The 19,599-nt window shown below is 27.6% G+C and carries 19 protein-coding genes; 3 read left to right on the forward strand and 16 right to left on the reverse strand.

Going from position 1 to position 19,599, the window contains the following annotated elements; translation table 11 throughout:
* Positions 1-85 precede the first annotated feature (85 nt).
* Positions 86-847 carry a DarT ssDNA thymidine ADP-ribosyltransferase family protein gene (locus CAMP18497_RS06960; protein WP_337213425.1) on the forward strand — a complete coding sequence of 254 codons (762 nt, stop codon included), beginning with the start codon at positions 86-88 and terminating at the stop codon, positions 845-847.
* The gene (darG, locus tag CAMP18497_RS06965) at positions 840-1,901 is read left to right on the forward strand and encodes a type II toxin-antitoxin system antitoxin DNA ADP-ribosyl glycohydrolase DarG (protein ID WP_337213427.1); all 1,062 of its coding nucleotides are present in this window, start codon (positions 840-842) and stop codon (positions 1,899-1,901) included. The genes CAMP18497_RS06960 and darG overlap by 8 nt, the downstream gene beginning before the upstream one ends.
* 94 nt (positions 1,902-1,995) lie before the next feature.
* On the opposite strand, the gene CAMP18497_RS06970 is transcribed toward darG, so the two are convergent.
* Together CAMP18497_RS06970 and CAMP18497_RS06975 are read right to left on the reverse strand one after the other, a co-directional pair.
* On the reverse strand, positions 1,996-2,298 hold the full coding sequence (locus tag CAMP18497_RS06970) for an EexN family lipoprotein (protein ID WP_337213429.1): 303 nt from the start codon (positions 2,296-2,298) through the stop codon (positions 1,996-1,998).
* A 229-nt stretch (positions 2,299-2,527) separates the two neighbouring features.
* Positions 2,528-2,956 carry a recombinase family protein gene (locus CAMP18497_RS06975; RefSeq protein WP_337213431.1) on the reverse strand — a complete coding sequence of 143 codons (429 nt, stop codon included), beginning with the start codon at positions 2,954-2,956 and terminating at the stop codon, positions 2,528-2,530.
* Positions 2,957-3,051: 95 nt separating this feature from the next.
* On the opposite strand from CAMP18497_RS06975, the gene CAMP18497_RS06980 reads away from it, so the two are divergent.
* Positions 3,052-3,534 (forward strand): hypothetical protein, encoded by a 483-nt coding sequence (locus CAMP18497_RS06980; protein ID WP_337213434.1) that lies wholly within the window; start codon positions 3,052-3,054, stop codon positions 3,532-3,534.
* 95 nt (positions 3,535-3,629) lie between these two features.
* Here the strand turns inward: CAMP18497_RS06980 and CAMP18497_RS06985 are convergent, their stop codons facing one another.
* From CAMP18497_RS06985 to CAMP18497_RS07050, 14 genes are all read right to left on the reverse strand, one after another.
* Positions 3,630-7,892: an inverse autotransporter beta domain-containing protein gene (locus CAMP18497_RS06985; RefSeq protein WP_337213436.1), complete on the reverse strand. Its 4,263-nt coding sequence runs from the start codon at positions 7,890-7,892 to the stop codon at positions 3,630-3,632.
* Between the two features lie 20 nt (positions 7,893-7,912).
* Entirely contained in the window at positions 7,913-8,323 is a 411-nt protein-coding gene (locus tag CAMP18497_RS06990; RefSeq protein WP_257911284.1) for a single-stranded DNA-binding protein, read from the reverse strand.
* 12 nt (positions 8,324-8,335) lie between these two features.
* Positions 8,336-10,366 (reverse strand): DNA topoisomerase 3, encoded by a 2,031-nt coding sequence (locus tag CAMP18497_RS06995; protein WP_263703077.1) that lies wholly within the window; start codon positions 10,364-10,366, stop codon positions 8,336-8,338.
* Between the two features lie 53 nt (positions 10,367-10,419).
* Positions 10,420-11,088 carry a hypothetical protein gene (locus CAMP18497_RS07000; protein ID WP_337213439.1) on the reverse strand — a complete coding sequence of 223 codons (669 nt, stop codon included), beginning with the start codon at positions 11,086-11,088 and terminating at the stop codon, positions 10,420-10,422.
* 84 nt (positions 11,089-11,172) lie between these two features.
* On the reverse strand, positions 11,173-12,042 hold the full coding sequence (locus tag CAMP18497_RS07005; RefSeq protein ID WP_337213441.1) for a hypothetical protein: 870 nt from the start codon (positions 12,040-12,042) through the stop codon (positions 11,173-11,175).
* Positions 12,035-12,712: a TrbM/KikA/MpfK family conjugal transfer protein gene (locus CAMP18497_RS07010; protein ID WP_337213443.1), complete on the reverse strand. Its 678-nt coding sequence runs from the start codon at positions 12,710-12,712 to the stop codon at positions 12,035-12,037. Before CAMP18497_RS07010 ends, CAMP18497_RS07005 begins: the two co-directional genes overlap by 8 nt.
* On the reverse strand, positions 12,709-12,840 hold the full coding sequence (locus CAMP18497_RS07015; protein WP_256378939.1) for a hypothetical protein: 132 nt from the start codon (positions 12,838-12,840) through the stop codon (positions 12,709-12,711). The genes CAMP18497_RS07010 and CAMP18497_RS07015 overlap by 4 nt, the downstream gene beginning before the upstream one ends.
* A complete protein-coding gene (locus tag CAMP18497_RS07020; protein WP_263677974.1) occupies positions 12,833-13,270 on the reverse strand; it encodes a cag pathogenicity island Cag12 family protein in 438 nt (145 codons plus the stop codon). The genes CAMP18497_RS07015 and CAMP18497_RS07020 overlap by 8 nt, the downstream gene beginning before the upstream one ends.
* Entirely contained in the window at positions 13,254-15,050 is a 1,797-nt protein-coding gene (locus CAMP18497_RS07025) for a type IV secretory system conjugative DNA transfer family protein (protein ID WP_173777042.1), read from the reverse strand. Before CAMP18497_RS07025 ends, CAMP18497_RS07020 begins: the two co-directional genes overlap by 17 nt.
* Complete coding sequence (locus CAMP18497_RS07030; RefSeq protein WP_257914071.1) at positions 15,040-15,621, reverse strand: hypothetical protein; 582 nt, start codon at positions 15,619-15,621, stop codon at positions 15,040-15,042. The genes CAMP18497_RS07025 and CAMP18497_RS07030 overlap by 11 nt, the downstream gene beginning before the upstream one ends.
* Positions 15,611-16,612 (reverse strand): P-type DNA transfer ATPase VirB11, encoded by a 1,002-nt coding sequence (gene virB11 / locus CAMP18497_RS07035; protein WP_263695823.1) that lies wholly within the window; start codon positions 16,610-16,612, stop codon positions 15,611-15,613. The genes CAMP18497_RS07030 and virB11 overlap by 11 nt, the downstream gene beginning before the upstream one ends.
* Positions 16,612-17,790, reverse strand: coding sequence for a type IV secretion system protein VirB10 (gene virB10 / locus CAMP18497_RS07040; RefSeq protein WP_337213448.1), 1,179 nt, complete (start codon positions 17,788-17,790; stop codon positions 16,612-16,614). Before virB10 ends, virB11 begins: the two co-directional genes overlap by 1 nt.
* Positions 17,787-18,722, reverse strand: coding sequence for a P-type conjugative transfer protein VirB9 (virB9, locus tag CAMP18497_RS07045; RefSeq protein ID WP_012662266.1), 936 nt, complete (start codon positions 18,720-18,722; stop codon positions 17,787-17,789). The genes virB10 and virB9 overlap by 4 nt, the downstream gene beginning before the upstream one ends.
* Positions 18,719-19,387, reverse strand: a complete 669-nt coding sequence (locus tag CAMP18497_RS07050; RefSeq protein WP_337213450.1) for a virB8 family protein — start codon at positions 19,385-19,387, stop codon at positions 18,719-18,721. Before CAMP18497_RS07050 ends, virB9 begins: the two co-directional genes overlap by 4 nt.
* Positions 19,388-19,599 lie beyond the last annotated feature (212 nt).

Raw genomic sequence — 19,599 nt, forward strand, 5'->3', positions numbered from 1 at the left:
ATTATTAAGGTGAAAATGTGATAAATTTAATCATGCTTTTACATATCTTTGATATAATAACAGTAAATAAAAATTAGGCACTAAAATGGATAGTTCATTAGAAATTAAAGATAAAAAGACAGATATAATAAGTGCAAAAGATAAAAAACTTTTGTTTCATTTAACACCAATAAAAAATGTGGAAAGTATACTTAAAAATGGTTTAAAACCAAGAAGTTGTCTTAACGAAGAAAATTTCGAAGATACAGCAAATCCTGATATTATTAATAAAAGAGAAGAAATGGGGCTTACTAAGTATATTCCATTTCATTTTATACCAAATGGCCCTTATGATGGTAGTGTAAGAAAATCCAATCCTGATGAAGATTTTGCATACATTTGTGTTTCTCGAAGTACTGTAAAAGATAATTGTAAAATAATAGTTGGACATCCTCTGAATAATTCAACAGAAAATAATTCAACAGAAAATAATTCAACAGAAAATAATTCAACAGAAAATAATTCAACAGAAAATAATTCAACAGAAAATAATTCAACAGAAAATAATTCAACAGAAAATAATTCAGGTAAACTTTACAATTGGGACAAAGGATTTGAGAAGATAGATTGGGCATTAATAGATAAAAGAGATTATACTGATGAAGCTTGCAAACAAATGTGTATGAGTGAAGCTTTATATCTAGGAACCATAACGCATGAGAATATTCAATGCATTTGGGTTCCTTCTGCTCAAGTTGGTCAATTTGAAAAAATGAAAAAAGAGTTAAATGGTAAATTCCATATAGATGAAAAAGATTTTTTGACAGCAGAAAATAAAAAAAATAAAAAAAATAAAAAAAATGAGTAATATTAAATATACAATAGGAGACTTACTAAATTCAAAACAACAAGGGCTTGTAAATACTGTTAATCTTAATGGGCTTATGGGTAAAGGTATTGCATATCAATTTAAAAAGAAGTTCCCATTGAATTATGAAGCTTATGTTAAAGCTTGTAAAAACAAAGAGATAAATATAGGAAAAGTTTTTATATTTGAAGAAAATGGTAAAACAATTATTAATTTTCCAACTAAAGCAAATTGGAGAGAAAAAGCAAAAATTGAATATATAGAATCCGGTTTAAAGTCGTTAAAAAACGAGATAATTCAAAGAAATATTAAATCCATAGCCATACCTCCTCTTGGCTGTGGTAACGGGGGTCTTAATTGGAAAGATGTAAAATCTTTAATTGAGACTTATCTATCTGATTTATCAAATAATACAAGTATTTTAATATATGAACCCATAAATAATTTCCAATCATCGCAAAAAATATCAAGACCTCCTAAAATTTCAGTATCGCATTATATATTTCTTGAGGTAATGAATGGATTAAAAATAAAAAGCGAATTAAAATTTCATAAAGAGCTTATAGCACAAAAAGCGATATTTTTTTTAATTTTTTTTTCAAAAAAAGAATTTTTTAAATTTGAGTCTTATAAATTTGGCCCATATTGTCATCTTGTAGAAATAGTTCGAAAAGAAGTAACTGAATATTTTGAATTTCATGGTTACAAAAAAACAAAAAAAGATGGTAAAAAAATTTCAGAACTTATGCTTAAAGAAATTACGAGCAAAAAAAACATCGAGAAAATAGAAAAAATTAAAAATTATATTCCTATGGCTTGCGAATTTTGTAATAGCATGAAAGATATAAAACAACTTGAAGTTGTAGCAACTATATTGCATATATTAGTGCTACGTAATAAAATGTCAGCAGATGATATAGTATCATTTTTTTTACAAAAATATCCAAAAAAACATCCACAATCATATGATAAAAAAAACATATTAGAAAATATAAAATGGTTAATATCAAAAAAAATACTAAAAGAAGATTTATTTAAGAAAATATATTACTAGCTATAAACTATTTAATTTTTATTAAAATACATTTTATGTATTTTGTTTAAATATAAAAATGAGTAGCTAAACACTACTCATTTTTCACTCCTATTTAGTCAAACAAAGCATTTGCTTTTTCTCTACCTTCATCTAAAAGCTCTTTAGAATCCAAAGGCTCTTTCCCCATTGATTTACCTATATCTGCTCTAAAAGCATTTTCGCATTCTATATATTCTTTTGAAGTTTTATCTTTTAGTATAGAGTCTCTATTATCTTTACAATATTTTAAAGTATCTTTTAATTCTTTTTCATTTTTGGAGTCTTTAAAATATTCCATAGACTTAGGCTCTGATGAACAAGCACCTAAAAAAACAATAAGACTAAGAGAAGCTAACCCTAAAACTACTTTTTTCATTTCATATCCTTGATATATTTTTTAAATATGTTCGTTATATTTTAATGATATTGAAATTATATCTAAAAAGTATTAATTAGATATAAAATAAGTGATATTTTTTATAATTTTTTTAATTTCTTTATTATACCAAATTTGGGATAGAATAAAAACTAGAATAAAACAAACACTTAATAATTAATTACACATACAAATAATTAATATAAATTTTAGAATATTTTGTTAAAATTTATCGTTCCATTTTTTTTCTAGCTAAAGCCTCTTTAGTTCTTTGTGAAATTAATTGTCTTTCGATTTCGGCTGATAAAGAAAAAGCAAAAGCAATTACTTTTGTGTTGATATTGTCATTAAGAGCAAAATTTTCTTTGATAGAATATATAGTGATATTATTTTTAATGCACCAGTTTAATTTCTCCATAATATCTAAAAGACTTCTTCCTAGTCTTGAAAGTTCTGTGACAACTAATGAATCTCCATTTTTTAATTTTTTAAATAATCTTCCTAAATTTCTATGATCTATTGCTATTTTTCCGCTAACAACTTCTTGCACAAAGTAATTGATTTTAATTTCATTTCTTTTGCTCCACTGAAGTATTTCAAATTTTTGATTTTCAGTGTTTTGTTTATCGGTGCTAACTCTTATATAAGCATATATCATTAATATTTCCTTGTAATAAAATAAAGATTGTTTATATCAAAAAAGGCATGATTTTTCTAGTTTAAAATAATTAACCCTTTAATAACAGCATTAATGTGGAAGCTAAAGCTTTTAATCAAGTATTAAAAGCTAGTGCTAAAATTAGTGTTTATGAGATGAGAGGGATACTTGGAGAATCTACAGGGCATATTGTGTATGAATTGGGAAGCCCAGAATCTGATGGAAAAGAAGAAGGATATTATTCAGAAGGATATTCTACTTTTACAATGACTCACATAGGAAGTATGACTGCTATAACTCTTTTTGGGTATAAAAGCATAGAAGACGCACGAAATGCAAATATTAAAGTAACATACACTCCTGCCTATAATGGTAATATTCAAAAAATTACACATTGTTGGAATTATGAAGCTAGAGGTAATGGAAAAAAACCTTTTTTATCTAATTATTTTGGAATAGGATTGTTTCAGCAAGATCAGTGTGTTTATTTATCTAAACAAAACAACGGCATATATAAGTTTGAAGATTTAAATAATAAATACATAAAGCCCACTTATTTGCACTTGAAATTACCTTAAAAATCACATGAATTTTAAAATAGCCTATATAAAATTTAATTTTTTATAGGCTAAATACTTATTCACTCAATTTTAAGTGCAAAAATCAAATCCATTTATTCATCATAATTAAACCTTAAATGTATTTGTATTCCTCTAGCATAACATTGCCAAGCAGCCGTATTAATAGCTCCTGCTTTTATATTAATTTTATTAACTTTATTCCATTTAACTTTTACATTTCCTTGATACCAATTATCAATCCACTCATAAGGAAAAATTCTACCATCTACAAAAGTGTCATGTATGGTTATACCAAACCTATCATCAACTGCACCTTTCCATTTAATTGTAACTGATTTTACTTTATCTGTGTTTGGTATAGCATAATCTCCTAAGTTTATAGGCTGATAAGTTAGCTCATAGCCATTACAAGTATAATTAGCAAAAGCACTTACATCAACAGGAACTTCAGAATAAGATTTTATTGCTAACGCTTTATTCATTCTTTGATTTAAAGCATTAAAAACCACATTTATGTTGTTATTAAAGGGTGATTTTCCTTGACCATTTAAATAAGCCTCGCCTTTAGCATTAAATTTGCTATCTTTTGAGTTAATTTTTCCATCTCCACTTAAAGTCCATTCTACACTTGCATTTGGTTTTCCGCCTTTGACTGTTACTTTGAAAGTTTCATCGCCTACAAGTTCAGTTTTATCACTTGAAATGCTTAATTTGTATTGATATAAATTAATATCATTCATAGTAAAGGTTTCTTTAGTATCTCCACTTTTAATATATTTAAATTGTGGTTTTATTTTTTTAATTTTAAAATCACTTATCTTGTGATAAGCAATTGTCGCTTCGCCTTTGTTATTTACTTGCACACTATCGCTTTTTGGTTTAATTACTCCATTTGTAATAGGTTCTATTATGCTATCAGGTAAAAGTCCTTTTACTAAAATTGAATAATCTGTATCATAATCTATTGTATTATTGTGTTTGCCATAAAGAGTAGAATTAAATACTGGATATGTTATTACTGGTGTGAAGGTTCTTAAATCATACACAATAGTTTTATTTGAATTTTTTCCTACACCTGAAGTAACAATTTTGATAGGAGTTTTAAATGGAGTTTTTGAAGTTAATAAGGCTTTAGCTTCTCCATTTTGATCAAAGCTTAGTTCTTGATTGCTTAATGTGGCATCGCCAGTTAAATCCCATTCTACTTTTTCATTTGGCTTTCCTCCCGTAACTTTAACTTCAGTTTTATCTAAAACTAAATCTTTTGTAGGTAAGCCATTTTCATAAGCGTCAAGCTTATCTTTTTCACTATCCATTGCTAAAGAATATTGATAAAGTTTGATATTATCTTTAACTTCAATTTTATTTGCGATACTTTGATTATAAATAGCTGTGATTTCTAAATTTTTTACATTATAATCTTTGATTGCTTCAAATACTACTTTGCTTTCGCCTTTTTCATTTGAAGTAGTTTCTTTGTTATTACTAATTCTAATTTTCTTACCACTATTAATATCTTTTGCTATCCATTCTACTTTAGTATTTGGCATTAATCCAGTAAGTTTAACTTCAAACTCACTCACATAATCAATTGTTCCATTTTCAAATAAAGCATTTGTAACTGGGTGCTTGTGAGTTGGTAAAATCATAGTGGCTTTATAATTTTTAACCTCTAATTCTTTGCTTTTTTCACTCACTAATTCATCATTAGTATTTTTAGCAAAGATTTTTACCTTACCATTATTTTCTAAGCCTACGATTTTAACTTTACTTTCGCCTTTATTATCTGCAATAAGTTGTAATTCTTTAGCAGTAGAGCTTTTATTTTCATTTTCTAAGATAAATAAAGCTTTATCCTCGCCCTCTAATCTCCACTTTACATTAGTTTTGTTTGGGCGTAAATTTTTATAAGTAGCAATTGCTATTTCTTTATTTCCTATAACTTCTTTATCAATACTTAAATCATTATCGTTATTACCAAATACCATAATTTGCACAGGTGCTTTAAACTCAACTCCATTAACACTAGCAATAACTTTAACTTCTTCTTTGTCTTTCATAGTATCATCAGCTTTGTATTTGATAGTAGCATTACCATTGTTATCAGTTGTATCTGAAGTATTTGTTTTAATTAATTCGCCTTTTCCTATTAATCTCCAAACAACTTTTAAATTATTAGCTAAGTTTCCACCTGCTAAAGTGATAAGACTTTCTTCAAATCTTTCTATTTTTTCAGGATCTGCTTTAATTTTAAAATCAAGTTTTATAATTGAAATAGGAAATTTACCATTTGCTTCGCCAGCTACTGCATTTAAATCAGTTTTTGGAGTGCAAGAACGAATAATTTGCACATAAACTTTTCCGCTATTATCTGTAGTGTAGTCAAAACCTTTTTCAAATACTACACAAGAATGAGTTGGTGTAACTCTCATAGGAGTATTTTTTACTACTTCATCAAAGCCATTTTTTAACAATATACAATGTTTATCATTACCTAAATCTCCACAATAAGAAATATGATACTTATTTGGAGTTGCTCTATATTCAAGAACCATAGAATAATCTCTATCAATAAATTGAGTTCTAGTGCCTTCAATAGTATTACTAATTCCTGCTAGTTTTGGTTCAAATGCTAATTTCATAGCTTTTTCATCAAGTGGTATGTTAATATTTGCATTAATTGAAGTATTCTTTTTAGAACTCTCTGCACTTCTGCTATGACTTAAAGTAAAAGTTAATGCAGGGAATGGAGAATATGAAATTCCTCCTTCATATATTAATGGATTTTTCTCTAAATCATCAACGCTATTTGCTCCAAAAATACCTACTTTATCGCCATACCATTGTCCCATTTTTGCAAAAACTGAAACATTAATAAGAGAAGGAAAGGCATATTTTATTTTTGCGTCCCAGCCATTTGCAGGGCGTTCTTGCACATAATCTTTATCAAAATCATAGCTATCTATCCAGTTACTCAATCTTTGATAAACATTTGCATTAAATGCGAGTGTATCTACCATAGCTTCAGCACCTAAAGACATTCTTTTATGCCCTCTGCTAAAATCATGATCATAGACTGAGTTTAGTCCTAACATAATATTACCTGAATTATTTAAAGCTATTGCATTTGGATAAAACCTTATACCCCCACCAAAGTGTCCTATGGTTCTATCATTAGCAAATTCGCCTATACCACTTTGTAAAAAATAAGATATTTTTGGATTATCTTCACTTACAATAGGTAAAAGTGCTTTAGCATTACCACTAAAACCGCTTCTTTCATTGTAATTAAATGAAAAATCTGTATTAATAGAAGTATTTAATGAATCAATAAATTCTTTAACTAACTCATTTGCACTTGCATTTAAATAAGAACTTGCCATATTTTTTACAATTTCTTCTTTGCTTTTGCTATCTTCACTATCATAAATAGCACCAGCTGTCTGAATAACTTTCATTACTTTATTTGAAAATTCTTGATCTTCTTTGCTTAAATTATCATCTTTTTTACTATCATTTAAAGCTTTTTGTGTTTTTAAATTTTCATTATAATAGTTTGCATTTGTAGGGTTTTCAAGATAAACAGTTTCAAAAGGTTTTTTAATAATTTTTTTGTCTTTAAAATTAGTATGAGTGTGTTCTTTGATAACTTCTTTATCATAAAACTCAAGCCACTTAGCTGAAATATACTCTTCTTTATTAGCTAATTTAGCCCACTTAGTGCCTGTTTCATTAGTTATGATATTTTCAATATCTAATATTCTATTTTCTCTATAAATTTCTACTTGTTTGCTTTTAACATTTGGTTTTTCTCTTGAGATTATGCGATGAGTTTTTACTTTTGCTTTTCTTATAGTTTGTTCTTGAAAATTTGTATTATCTTCTTCATTATTAATTTCTTTTAAATTATTATCAAGATTATTTTTTTCTTGAATTAGTTGTTCTTTTTTAGCAATTAATTCATTATTGTTTGAATTATTACTTAATTCTTTATCTATACTTCTGATTTCTTTGTTTATTTTTGCATATTTAGCATAGATTTCTTGCTCACTAAGTTCTTTGCTATCTTTTTCTTCTTTTATAATTTCACTAGCTTCATTAACTTGTGTTTCTTGTGATTGAATAGTGTTTGTGTTTTGGGTGCTTGAAGGTAAAATTTCATTATCAGTATTAGCTGATGAAATAATTTTTTTACTTAATATTTCAATCTCACTATCTACATTGTCAAAAATAATACTTGAATGTGTTTGATTTATTAAAGATGAACTTAATAAAAAAGACAACAAGATTTTTCTTAATATCCTTTTTTTTGGATATTTTGTTTTTAAAGATTTTTTATATAGTACTGATTTCATTTTACCCTCTTTAGTTCTTATTAAAATACTTCTTCTTCCGTATTATCTGTTTGAGCAAAATTTTCAACAGAATTATCTTCTTTAGTTGCTTGGTGATCTATATTTTGCTTTTCTTTTTGATGGACAAATTCAAAATTATCAACTATAACTTGAAAACCAGTTCTTTTATTTTGATTTTCATCTTCATAAACTGAAGTAAAAATCCTTCCTTTGCATAAAAATTTATCTCCTTTTTTTAAGTAATTTGCTAAAGCATTTACCCTATTTGTTCCAAAAACAACCAAAGGAATCCAATCTGTGTGTTTTATTTCCTCATTTGCTTTTTTAGTAATAGTCGTAATTGCTAAACTATTTTTTGCTAAAAGTTCTTTTTTTCCTTGAGATACTTCCCAATCTTTACCAAGAAAACCACATAATACTACTTCATTCATTTTTTCATCTCCTTATTTTAATTTTGGCTTATTTTTTTCATCAAAACACATAAACTTACAACCATTTTTATACTCACTACATCCCCACCAATAAGTCCCTTTTGTATTTTTTCTTCTTATTAAATAACCATTTTTACATTCAGGGCAACTATATTGTTTTTCTTTTGATAATTGTGAGAATTGATTCATACTCCCATTTTCTTTTATTTTCAAAATTTCACTATTAACCTCCTTTAATATATTTTGTAAGAAATCTTCTTTTTTTATTGTGCCTTGTTCAATCATTTTTTGTTGCTCAAACCATAAAGCAGTCATATCAGGATATTTAAGAGTTTCAGGTGCTAAAGATATTAAGAGTCTTCCTTTTTTGGTAGATTTAACAACTTGTTTTTTATCTTTACTTACCTCAATATATCCTTGCTCAATTAAATTTTTAATATGAGTTGATCTAGTAGCAGGTGTTCCAATACCTCCATTTTCACCTTTTTTGTCTTTATCTTTTTCAATTAGTAATTTTTTTATTTTTTCATCTTTCACATATTTAGCAACACTATTTAAATCCTTTAATAAAGAATCCATCGTGTAATAAGGACGCGGTTTTGTTTGCTTTTTCTCTATTTCAATATCTTTAATTTTGCAAACACTATTATTCTCTATTAGTGAAATGTCTAAATGATTATTAGTATCTTCATTGTCTTTTTCATCACTTTGCTTGAAAAATTTTCTAAAACCCTCGCTAATATTTTTGCTTTGAGAAATGCTAAATACACTCTTATCATAAGTTTGTATCTCAAGATTTGTAACTTCATATTCTCTTGGTTTAAAAAACTGAATCACAAATCTTTTTGCTATTAAAATATAGATATTCTTTTCTTCTTCTTTTAAAAGCCCACAATCAAAATTGTTTTGAGTTGGTATTATTCCATAGTGAGCGGAAATATTTTTATCATTAAAAGCTTTGCTTTTAATGCTTAAATCACTCTTTTCAAGCAATAAACTTAAATCACTATCATTATTTTTTATATTTGATTTAATAGAATTTAAAATATTTGGAGCTTGTTCAAACATTGTTTCAGGTAAGTATTGACAATCTGATCTATTGTAAGTTATGGCTTTATATTTTTCTCTTAAATTTTGAGTGATTTCTAATGTTTTATCAGGTGAATAACCATATAATTTAGCACACTCTGCTTGCAAAATTAAAAGACTATAAGGCAAAGGGGGATATTCTTTCTTTTTTTCTTTAAAAACACTAATTAACCCCGTTTTATTAATGTTGATTTCTTTTATTTGTTTAGCAATATTTTCATCGATAATCTTTTCTTCTGTTTTTAATCTTGCATTAAATACTTTTCCATTTATTTCAAATTTTCCTAGCAATGAATAATAATCTATGCTTTTAAAATTTTCATATTCATTATCTCTTGCTGTTATAAGCCCTAAAATTGGAGTTTGAACTCTTCCTAAAGTAAGAACTTCTCTAAAACCACTTTTTTGCTGTGCTACACTTGTATAAGCTCTTGTAAGATTAATACCTACAATCCAATCAGCTTGACTTCTTGCAAATCCTCTTTCACTCATTCCTTTAAATTGAGAATTCGGCTTCATTTTAGAAATTTCAGCTTTAACTGCTTTTGGAGTTAAATCATTAATTAAAACTCTAAAAACAGGTTTTTTTGTTTTTGAATACTGAATAATTTCATCAATAAGAATTTGACCCTCATCATCTGCATCACCGCAATGAACAATACTATCTACTTGATCATTTTTAATCAATTTGCAGATAATTTCTAATTGTTTTTTGCTATTATTTATAGGAATATATTTAAATTCTTTAATATCCAAAGGCAAATCATTTAAATTCCACAACTTCCATTTTTCATTATAAAATTCAGGTGTTGCTAATCTCAATATATGACCAAAAGCCCAAGTAATTAAATTATCGCCTTTTTGAATATAACCTTCAAATTTCTTAACATTACCATCTAAGCCTTCTGCAATTGCTCTACCAAGTTCAGGTTTTTCCGCTATAAACAATCTCATCTTTTACCTTTTATCTTTATTTGTTTTACACCCTTGTAATAAGGGTGTAAAATTTATCTTTCGATATCTTTTTCTTTGTTTGGAACTTGAGTTTCTTGCTCTATTGTTTGTTCTTTAGAAAAACCATCTTGTTGTTTTGCTTTTTGCTCTTTCATTTCGGCTTCATTTTTTATCTCAAAACCAGTGCTTCTAACAATAGCTAGATAGCCATCACCTTTTTCAAGTTTAATCTTTTCTAACTCTTCTTTAATTTCTTTATTAGTAAGCTTAATGTTTGTGTCAAGATAAAAACTTTTGCTACCATCTTGGTTTTGAAATTCGCTAATTCCAATTCCTTCAACTAAAGCTTTTCCAGCTTCTCTTTTATCATTGATTGTGTAGTAAAATCTGTCAGTTTCTTCATTCCAGTTATTATTAATAAAGATATGGTTATCTCTATTACTTCTTTCTTGCGGATCTGTTGGTAATAAAACAATGTTGAAATTTTCTTTATCTCTTCTTACAAAGTAATTTTTCCATTCATTATTTACTTTAAAAGAAGCTGTTACAGCTCCCTTATCCATTCCAACAACTTTTCCAGCCTCTTCTATCACATCAACTAAAGCAGTAGCAACTTGTCTTTGCTTAATTTCACCTGTTTGAGTGTCTTTATAGTTTAATGCGTTATTTACATCAACCATAAGTCTTGGATGATTTCCATTTGATAATCTTACGAATGCCATTTTTTTCTCCTTAATAAAAATTTTTATGTTTTGTTTTTTGGTTTTTGGTTTGGGAATTTAAAAAAAATATATATAATTACATGTTCATTCACCTCCTTGTAGTGTGATATGAATGCCATTCTCATCTTTATTAAGAATGGTTTTGTTTTTTGGGAAGCTCAAAGTTAAGCTTTTGTCTTTATTTTCTTTTATAATGATAGAGCTTAACTTTTGGGCGTTTTGGGTTATTTTTTTATAATCTTCGTATTTTAAGTATACGATGAAAGAAAAAACTCCAAAAGAAAACCCAAATAAAACAAAAAACATCAATGAAACAATCATAGTTTGTTTGATATTTTTAGTTAGCTTCGAAAAAATTTTAGAAAAATCTAAAATTGCATTTTTTTCTTTTTCTAAAAACACTTTTAAAGTTTGATCATATGTTTGTAAGCTATCACTTAATCTAGCTTCGGTTTTTGACCTAAAATCCTTTAAATCATCATTACTTACTTTTAAAGCACTATTTAATGATTCAAGAAATGTATTATCAAAATTAACTAAAGAATTATCAAGTGCAGTTTTTAGCTCCATTGCTTTTTGACTAAATTCTTCTATTTCTAATTTTGAAAAAGATGAGTTCAAACTATCAAGTTCTGTTTTAATCAAAAGCGTTTTATTGATTATTTCCAATTCTTCTTGACTTGGGGGATTTTTAAAATACGAAATTAGAGAATCAATATTCATTTTAAGTTTATAAAAATTTTGCTCTAAATCTTTAAAAATTCCTTCTTTGGTATTCTCATCAAGAACATTATTTAAGCCTATATTGATAGTATTATTAATGATTTCTAAGATTTTTATCTGCTCATCAATAATTTCTTTATAGTTGCAAATTTTTACTTCATCAAGTAAAGAATTATCCATATCTTCTTGATCTATTTGCTCATCAAGTAAGCTTTGATTTTCTTCAGTCATTTTTTATCCAACATTTTTTATTAATAAAAATCTTTTTATAAAAAACCCATTTCCACTTAAAACCTACTCTCTCGCGATGTTTCTCTCTTAAATTATCAGGAAGTAAGTTATATTCTTGTTCAGAAATTTCTTTTAATTCATAACCTCTTTTCCAACTGACATCCTCTATAAAATTTTTAGAGCATATATACTCAAAACCTTGATAATCAGTATAAGAACTAGATTGCAATAGGTAACAAGATTGCGATAATTGTGGATTTATTCTATATCCACAATGCTCTATTTCTTCACATGATCCATCATCACATACTCTTTCCACCCATAAAAGTTTTTTTTCTACTCTTTTATTAAGTTCTTCCAAAGAACATTCACCATCTAAATGAGCTAAGATATCATTCTTATATTTAAGCATTTCAGTATCACTATTATCCACAGGACATAAATTTAAAAAATCTTTTCTCGCTTGTATGGTTTTCCAAGGCTTTTTAAACTTAATTGCAAAATATCTTGCAATCGCTGCACTACATTCAGGTGGTTTAATAGGCGAAGCTAAACAAAGCATAGCTTCACAAGCATATCTAGTATCCCCACTTAAATAATCCAATTTTATAGCTTTTAAATTTGAGAACATAAACATAGCTAAAATTATTGATATCAATTTTATTTTCATTTTTTATTCTCCTTTTTTTTAATTTTTTTGGCTTCTTGTATCATTTTCTTTTCTACAATTTCATCTTGATTAATGGTTTTAATCACGGTTGGTTTAATCTCATTATTATCAAATAAAGAATTACTCATTTATCTCTCCATCTTTTGCATGAAAAAAAAGCATATTGATAGTATTTTTATCTCCCTTAATAATGCTTATAGGCTGTAAGATCATTTCTGCTTCAACACCATTTTTTTTAAAATACTCTTCATATTCTTGAATGATATTTTTTTCGCCTATTAAGATAATTCTTTTTGCATTATGAGCCAAAAGAAAAGTTTTTACTATTTGTTCATTAGTGAGCAAGCCTTCTTTATTTTTTGCAAGCTCTATTTGATAAATCCAGTCCATATTGCTTAACTTTGAATCTTTAGGAACAAATCTATACTTTTCCTCCAATAAAGAATTATTCAAGGTTAGCTTTGAACCACCTTCAAGCTTTTTAGGTTTTGGTGCAGAACTTGCACATCCTATAAAAATTACACTTGCTAATAAAAGCAAACTAAGCGTTTTTTTCATTATTTTCTCCTGTTGTTGGTATTTGTATGCGACACTCTCCTCTTTGAAAAGCTCCTTTTAAGATATGTTCTTTAGGTATGCCTTTAATTTTTGCCAAAGTTGGAGAGACTTGTTTAAACTTATCAATAAAATATGGATCGTTATAATAAAAAGCTTTTTTACATAAAATAGGCTTTCCATTATCTATAGTAATAAGCTCATCTTCAAAAGACATTTCTCGAAGTTCTTGCGGAAGCATTAATGCCCTACTTGCTTCACTATAACTTGTAGATCCACCACTTGCCCCTACACTTCTTGATCTTGTTTTAAATGTAGTATTACCAAGTATTCTACTAATCTCCTCTGCATCTTCTTGCTCTCTTGGGGTATAAAAAATTTGACAAGCATGGTTAGTCAAAAGAGTTTTTGCTCCATCATCCCCATATCCATCAGGGGCAGGTGCTTTAAGTTGAGATTTTGATTGATAAATCATCAAAGAACGCATTAAATAACCTGCCATAAAACTTACTGCTGAAAGGTATATAGGAATTTTTCTAGGTGCTGTAAATTCATCCATAAGCATTAAACAAGTATATTTAATTTGTGGATTTTGTTCAGGAAGTTCTTTTGTATTCAAAAGAATTAACTGCGACCAAAAAATATTCAATATAAATTTTGCATTAGTTAATTGATCAGGGGTTATGCCTATATAAATAGTCATTTTCTTTTTGCGTAAATCTCTCAAATCAAAATCACTAGTTTGAGTAGAAAGTTTTAATACTTCTGCTTCAAAAGGAGTTAAAGGCTCGTTAAAAGAAGACATAACTCCTGATTTTGTATTATCACTTGAAATACTAAAATAAGTCTCTAACCTTCTTTTTGTGATATCTGAAAGCAGATCATCACAATTTGATAAGTACTTATAAGTATTATCAAATCCATTTATTTTTTTACCCTCATATTCAAAAGTAAAACCTTTTGAAAGTTGTAATATTCCAAAAAAACTAAATTCTGTTTTTAAGTTAAATGTTTCTAAAAAAAGTTTCCCATCTTCTTTTAAATTTAAATCTTTCCACAAATAACAAAGTCCTATAAATAGGTTTTGTGCAAGACCATTAAAGAATTGAGTTGTAGAATCCCCTTCTTTTGGATAAATGATATTTGCTAAATCCATTAACTGACTATCACAATTATCACTATCACTCATATCTATATAAGTTAAAGGGTTGTAACGATGAGTCCTTTTTGAAAATGGATTAAAAAGAAAAACATCTTGACCCAAAACTTCTTTTCTATATTTACTTGTAAAATCAAAACATTCTTGTTTTATATCCTGAACAACAGCACTCTCTTTCCAGTCCATTAAATTTGGTATTACAATACCAACCCCTTTACCACTTCTTGTTGGAGCTCCCAAAGCCACAAACTGAGGCCCTTTAAATCTTAAAAATTTTCCCTTATATTTTCCAATGATTATTCCATTGTCTGAAAATAATTTCATTTTTTTAATTTCTGCTAAATTTGCAAATCTTGCCTCGCCAAATTGAGTTTTTTTGCTTTTAGCTATTAATGCTAAAAGCGTTAAAACAATAACACTAAAACCAAACATACCAAAGAAAGAAATATAAGCTTTTGGGTAAGCATTTATTAATGCCTCAAAAGTGAATTTAAGATTGTAAAACCCAAGAATTCTTTTTAAGCTTACATCATTAAGATAAAACATCACAAAAGGACTTAAAAAATAAGCTATTAATAGTGAAAAAATACTTATAAAAACAAGCATTACAATCTTATCTTTCATTTTCCACTCCTTTTATTTTTGTAGAAAAGCTTTCTAATTTTTGTTTAAAATAATTAGAATTTTTTTCTTGTTTTAAAGATTTTTCTTCATAATAAGCTTTAACTTTTGGATTTTTAAATTCCATTCTCTTATTAAGATTTCTATCAGAATAAAAAGTTATAATAATTTCATCAGAGGGGGATAGTGGCGGAATGAGACCCTCCCCTTTGATCTTATCAGTAGCAACTCTAAAACGAATACCTTCTTTATTTTCCCATTCATATACTTTACCATCTTTGTTTTGATCTTCAAGGAATGGTTCTTTAAAGACTTTCAAATATTCTCTTATAGAGTTACCAAGATTTAAAAGCTCTTCAATCTTTATTTCTCCTTCGCTTTCTTTTGCTAAATGTAATTTGATATGTTCAGCACCTCTTCCTTTGTCTCTTTTTGTGTTATGCCAACCCTTAACATAATGGACAACATAATCAATGATTGCCTCTTCAATAATCTCTAATTCTGTATTAATTGGAGTTGAGTTTTTATCGTTAAAACTCACATTATAAATTCCTCTTTTTTCTTTATTTGCCATTCTTCATCTCTTTAAAATATATTTGACTAATATGTCTTTTTCCATTATGAGCTCTAATATGGACAACTACATCAATAAGATTTTTAAGCATATCTTGTATTTTTTCAAAAGGTATTTTTTGACCTTGAGTATTTTGTAAAGTCATCAAAGCCAAACGCTCGAATGTTTCAGAAGTGCTTCCTGCATGGCAACTTGTAATGCTACCACCATGCCCACTAGAAAGAACATTGATAAAATCATAAGTTTCAGCACCTCTAAGCTCTGCCAATAAGATTCTATCAGGCTTCATTCTAAGACACGATTTTAAAAGAGTTGCAGAATTTAAAAAATCTTCATTTTTAGCTTCACTAGGATAAAAAAGTTGTACAAAATTTTTATGCTCATAAAATTTTATTTCTTCAACATCTTCTATAGTTATAATTCTTTGTTCTTTGGGAATAAAATCAATTAAAGTTTTCATAAAAGTTGTTTTACCGCTTCCTGTACCTCCTGCTATAATGATATTTTTTTCATACTCTACTGCTTTACAAATAAAATCTTTAAAATTTTTAGCTTCATAAAGCTTTTTCAACTCCTCATCCAAAGGATTTGTTATAAAATGATCAGTTTTTATTTCTTCAAAAAGACCACTTTTAACATGATCTTGTATTAAAAATCTTTTCTCACTTGGTTTTCTAATTGTAATTGAAATATGCTCTTTTTTAGTCGCTGGCGGAATTACTACCTGAACCCTTTCACCTCCATGTAATATACAAGAAAGGATAGGGCGTGATTCATCTATCTTATCTTCTTTAAAAGAAGCTAAAGAAGTAGCAAACGATTTAGAAGCTTCATAATTTAATTTACTTGTTTCTTCTTGCCATTTTCCATCATTAGTTTGTATGAAAATATTTTCTTTGCCGTTGTAGCATATTTCAGTTACGCTGGAATTAGCCAAATGTTTTCCAAAAAAATCATTAGCTAATTTTTCTAGGGTTCTTGAATTACTCATTAAAAAAAGCCCTTTCTTTTTAATTGATAAACCTTAGAAAAATCAATATCTTTATTAACATATACACCTACTAAATCACCGTGATTTTTGTAAAGAGTTGGTTGGATATTAATCATTTTTTCTAAAGCAGTATTAGCTATTTCACGAGAAGTTTCTCTTGAATTTTCCGTATAATCAACGCTATTTTCTTTTTTATTAATAACTTGATTAGCTAAAATATTTAAAGAATCATCAATTATTGATAATAAAATAGCTGAACCAAAGCGTTTCATATAATGATGATCTACCCATCCTTGTATTCCACTTGCTCCAAGCTCATCAGTTGCACCTGAATAAACTGGTATAATAATATTATTAGGCGTTCTTATTTCTTGCCAAATAACAAAAAGCCTATCCATACCATCATTTAATTGTCCTGAACTAAAACTTCCTGTAATGGTGCTTCCTTTTTCAATTAAAAGAACATTGCCATTTGAAGAATAAACATCATTTGAAACAATACAAGCAATACCCCCTTTAATAGTGCTAACTAAACGAGTTTTTAAAGAACAACCTATATAAGTTCCTTTAGATAATAATAAATTTGGATCAAACTGACTAACACTAGCACTAGTTGGGGTAAAAACATCGCCGATAAAATCATTTGATCCATTAGATAATAAAGCATTATCTCCTTGCATAGGTTTAGAATTAAAAATATTATTTGAGCTTTCTTGTGTATTGTTTTCTTGTGCATTAAAAGCCCCACCATCACTACTACTACTTACCACAACTAACCCTGCACCTTTTACTATTCTTGGTTGTAAAGGTTTTGAGATAAGCTCGAAAGGATTTTCTTTTGGAGTTACTTCAACGGGTTTTTCCTGTTCTCTTTCTTTCAATAACTCTTCAAAACTCTTTGTTTCTTCTTTAACAGGTTCTTCTTTTTGAGGTAAAATAAAATCTTTTAATTTCACACTACTAGCAATGTCTTTATTAACTTCTTTTGCTTGTGTATTTGCAGTATCATCACTACTACCAATAAAAGATTTTGCAAAGATATATGCAAAAATCAATAATATAAATACACAAGCAATAAAGAATACATAGATTTGAATTTTTTTAACATTAACGCTTTGTGCTTGCAACTCACTTTGTAAATCCATATCTTTTAATTCTTGTTTTTCTTGATTACTCATTGCTCATTTCCTAATAAAGATTGTTCTAGTAAAAGTGTTTTACTTGGATCGTTTATTACTCTTTGTATATTTTCATTAGAGGTTTCTCTAGTTTTATCTAAAGGATTTTTTCCATAGCCATTATTAAAAATTCCAACAACCTTATCTCCACTTCTTAGTAGAATTTGTTTTGCAATTTTTTGAACTACTAAAACATCATATTTTCCATCTTTTTTAATGTGAGTATTTAAGATCATTTCTTTGCCGTTTTCATATAAAAATACACTCGGAAATGTTTTTGTGTTATCAAAACCTAAGTAAGTAAAAACACCATCATCATAAGCATAATTTGGTGCTATATCTTCACTTCCTTTATTCGCTTTCATTAAAAAATCCCAGTTTCTAGGAACTATATTTTTATCAAGCTCTTCTCTTACAATTTTCTTTTCTAGCTCTTTTTTTATTTTATTCTCTTGTTTTAAGATTTTATCAGCGTGGCTAAAAGACAATTTATAAGTTGCTTGCTTGCTATCATTAGTTAGCAATAAATCAAAAATATAAGTTTTTAAATTAGTGGTAACAATTAAATTTGTTTTCCAGTCTTTTGGATTTGGATCAACAATCATCTCTTTTTGCTGACCTTGATTATAAGGATCATTTTCTACAAAAAGTCTAGTTTTATAAGCTTTTGGTTTAATAAATAAAAGATTTTTTTTCTCTATTAAATCCCAACCTTCAGAAAATCCTGTAGCGGTATTTATAATGACTTCTTCATCGCTAAATTCAATCATACTTACAAAACCATTTCTAGCTACCATTTTAAAAACATCTTTAGAGTTATACTCAGCATGTGCTACGCGTTGATCGTATTCTGATTTTTGCGGTTCATTTAATGCAAAAACAGGTAAAGCCAAAAATGAAAAAGAAAGGGCTAGGCTAATATTTTTTATCATCTTATTTCCTCATCAACTCTATAGTTAGTAACCTTAAAACCAAGAGGGTTTAAAATTCTATTTTCTTCACTTGTTTTTGCTAGTAAAAAATCATACGCTAAGGTTATAACTTTGGTTGATTGCTGTGTGCTTTTTGTTACAGAATCTTTTTTAGTAATTAATGCTCTTATAGTAGAGGTTTTTACTCCATTGCTATTTCCAAGAACAATACTTAAAATCTTAACGCTTACTTCAACATTATCTTTATAAATTTGATCTAAAGCATTATCACCAGCATAGATAGCTCTATACTCATTTGCAACATTTTCATCACTCATTAATTGAGTAAGAACATAATCTTGATTTAAAAACTTATAATAATAACCTTCTCTAGCTTTTATATATTGAGAGATAAAGTATTTATCTAAAGCTTCAATAGAACTAATTTGCTCTTCTTGTAAGCTAGTAATAATATCCACCATACCAGTAGTATTATCCACTCTAATCACATAAGGTTCAGTAGTTTTTATTGGTGTTAAGAAAATTACAGCAATTACAGCAATAATTGATATTGCCATACTTATAAATGCAACTAACCAAGCTCTTTGATTTGATTTTTCAATCAAATATCTTACACTTGCTTCAAAATTCAAAGCATTAGAATTAATTTCATTTTGGTTTTTCAATTTTATGTTTAAAAGAAGCTAGTATAATTATCCTAAGGCTGATTAACCAAAGGGTAACGGCCTTTGATTAATCAAATCTTGCCTTAGAAAGAAGGTGAGAACCTTGAATAATCATATTCTAGTAATTATTATACTACTATGTATAATAATAGTCAAGGCTTATTAGCTTTGATTTCCCCTTTTTTAAAGGGGATGCTAGAAACCCTTTGGCT

Source organism: Campylobacter sp. W0066.1 (genome assembly GCF_024723635.1).
Classification (GTDB): Bacteria; Campylobacterota; Campylobacteria; order Campylobacterales; family Campylobacteraceae; genus Campylobacter_D; species Campylobacter_D lari_C.

Coding starts and splice junctions, on each gene's coding strand:
- CAMP18497_RS06960 (WP_337213425.1), top strand. CDS start 86: ATGGATAGTTCATTAGAAATTAAAGATAAAAAGACAGATATAATAAGT.
- darG (WP_337213427.1), top strand. CDS start 840: ATGAGTAATATTAAATATACAATAGGAGACTTACTAAATTCAAAACAA.
- CAMP18497_RS06970 (WP_337213429.1), bottom strand. CDS start 2,298: ATGAAAAAAGTAGTTTTAGGGTTAGCTTCTCTTAGTCTTATTGTTTTT.
- CAMP18497_RS06975 (WP_337213431.1), bottom strand. CDS start 2,956: ATGATATATGCTTATATAAGAGTTAGCACCGATAAACAAAACACTGAA.
- CAMP18497_RS06985 (WP_337213436.1), bottom strand. CDS start 7,892: ATGAAATCAGTACTATATAAAAAATCTTTAAAAACAAAATATCCAAAA.
- CAMP18497_RS06990 (WP_257911284.1), bottom strand. CDS start 8,323: ATGAATGAAGTAGTATTATGTGGTTTTCTTGGTAAAGATTGGGAAGTA.
- CAMP18497_RS06995 (WP_263703077.1), bottom strand. CDS start 10,366: ATGAGATTGTTTATAGCGGAAAAACCTGAACTTGGTAGAGCAATTGCA.
- CAMP18497_RS07000 (WP_337213439.1), bottom strand. CDS start 11,088: ATGGCATTCGTAAGATTATCAAATGGAAATCATCCAAGACTTATGGTT.
- CAMP18497_RS07005 (WP_337213441.1), bottom strand. CDS start 12,042: ATGACTGAAGAAAATCAAAGCTTACTTGATGAGCAAATAGATCAAGAA.
- CAMP18497_RS07010 (WP_337213443.1), bottom strand. CDS start 12,712: ATGAAAATAAAATTGATATCAATAATTTTAGCTATGTTTATGTTCTCA.
- CAMP18497_RS07015 (WP_256378939.1), bottom strand. CDS start 12,840: ATGAGTAATTCTTTATTTGATAATAATGAGATTAAACCAACCGTGATT.
- CAMP18497_RS07020 (WP_263677974.1), bottom strand. CDS start 13,270: ATGAAAAAAACGCTTAGTTTGCTTTTATTAGCAAGTGTAATTTTTATA.
- CAMP18497_RS07025 (WP_173777042.1), bottom strand. CDS start 15,050: ATGAAAGATAAGATTGTAATGCTTGTTTTTATAAGTATTTTTTCACTA.
- CAMP18497_RS07030 (WP_257914071.1), bottom strand. CDS start 15,621: ATGGCAAATAAAGAAAAAAGAGGAATTTATAATGTGAGTTTTAACGAT.
- virB11 (WP_263695823.1), bottom strand. CDS start 16,612: ATGAGTAATTCAAGAACCCTAGAAAAATTAGCTAATGATTTTTTTGGA.
- virB10 (WP_337213448.1), bottom strand. CDS start 17,790: ATGAGTAATCAAGAAAAACAAGAATTAAAAGATATGGATTTACAAAGT.
- virB9 (WP_012662266.1), bottom strand. CDS start 18,722: ATGATAAAAAATATTAGCCTAGCCCTTTCTTTTTCATTTTTGGCTTTA.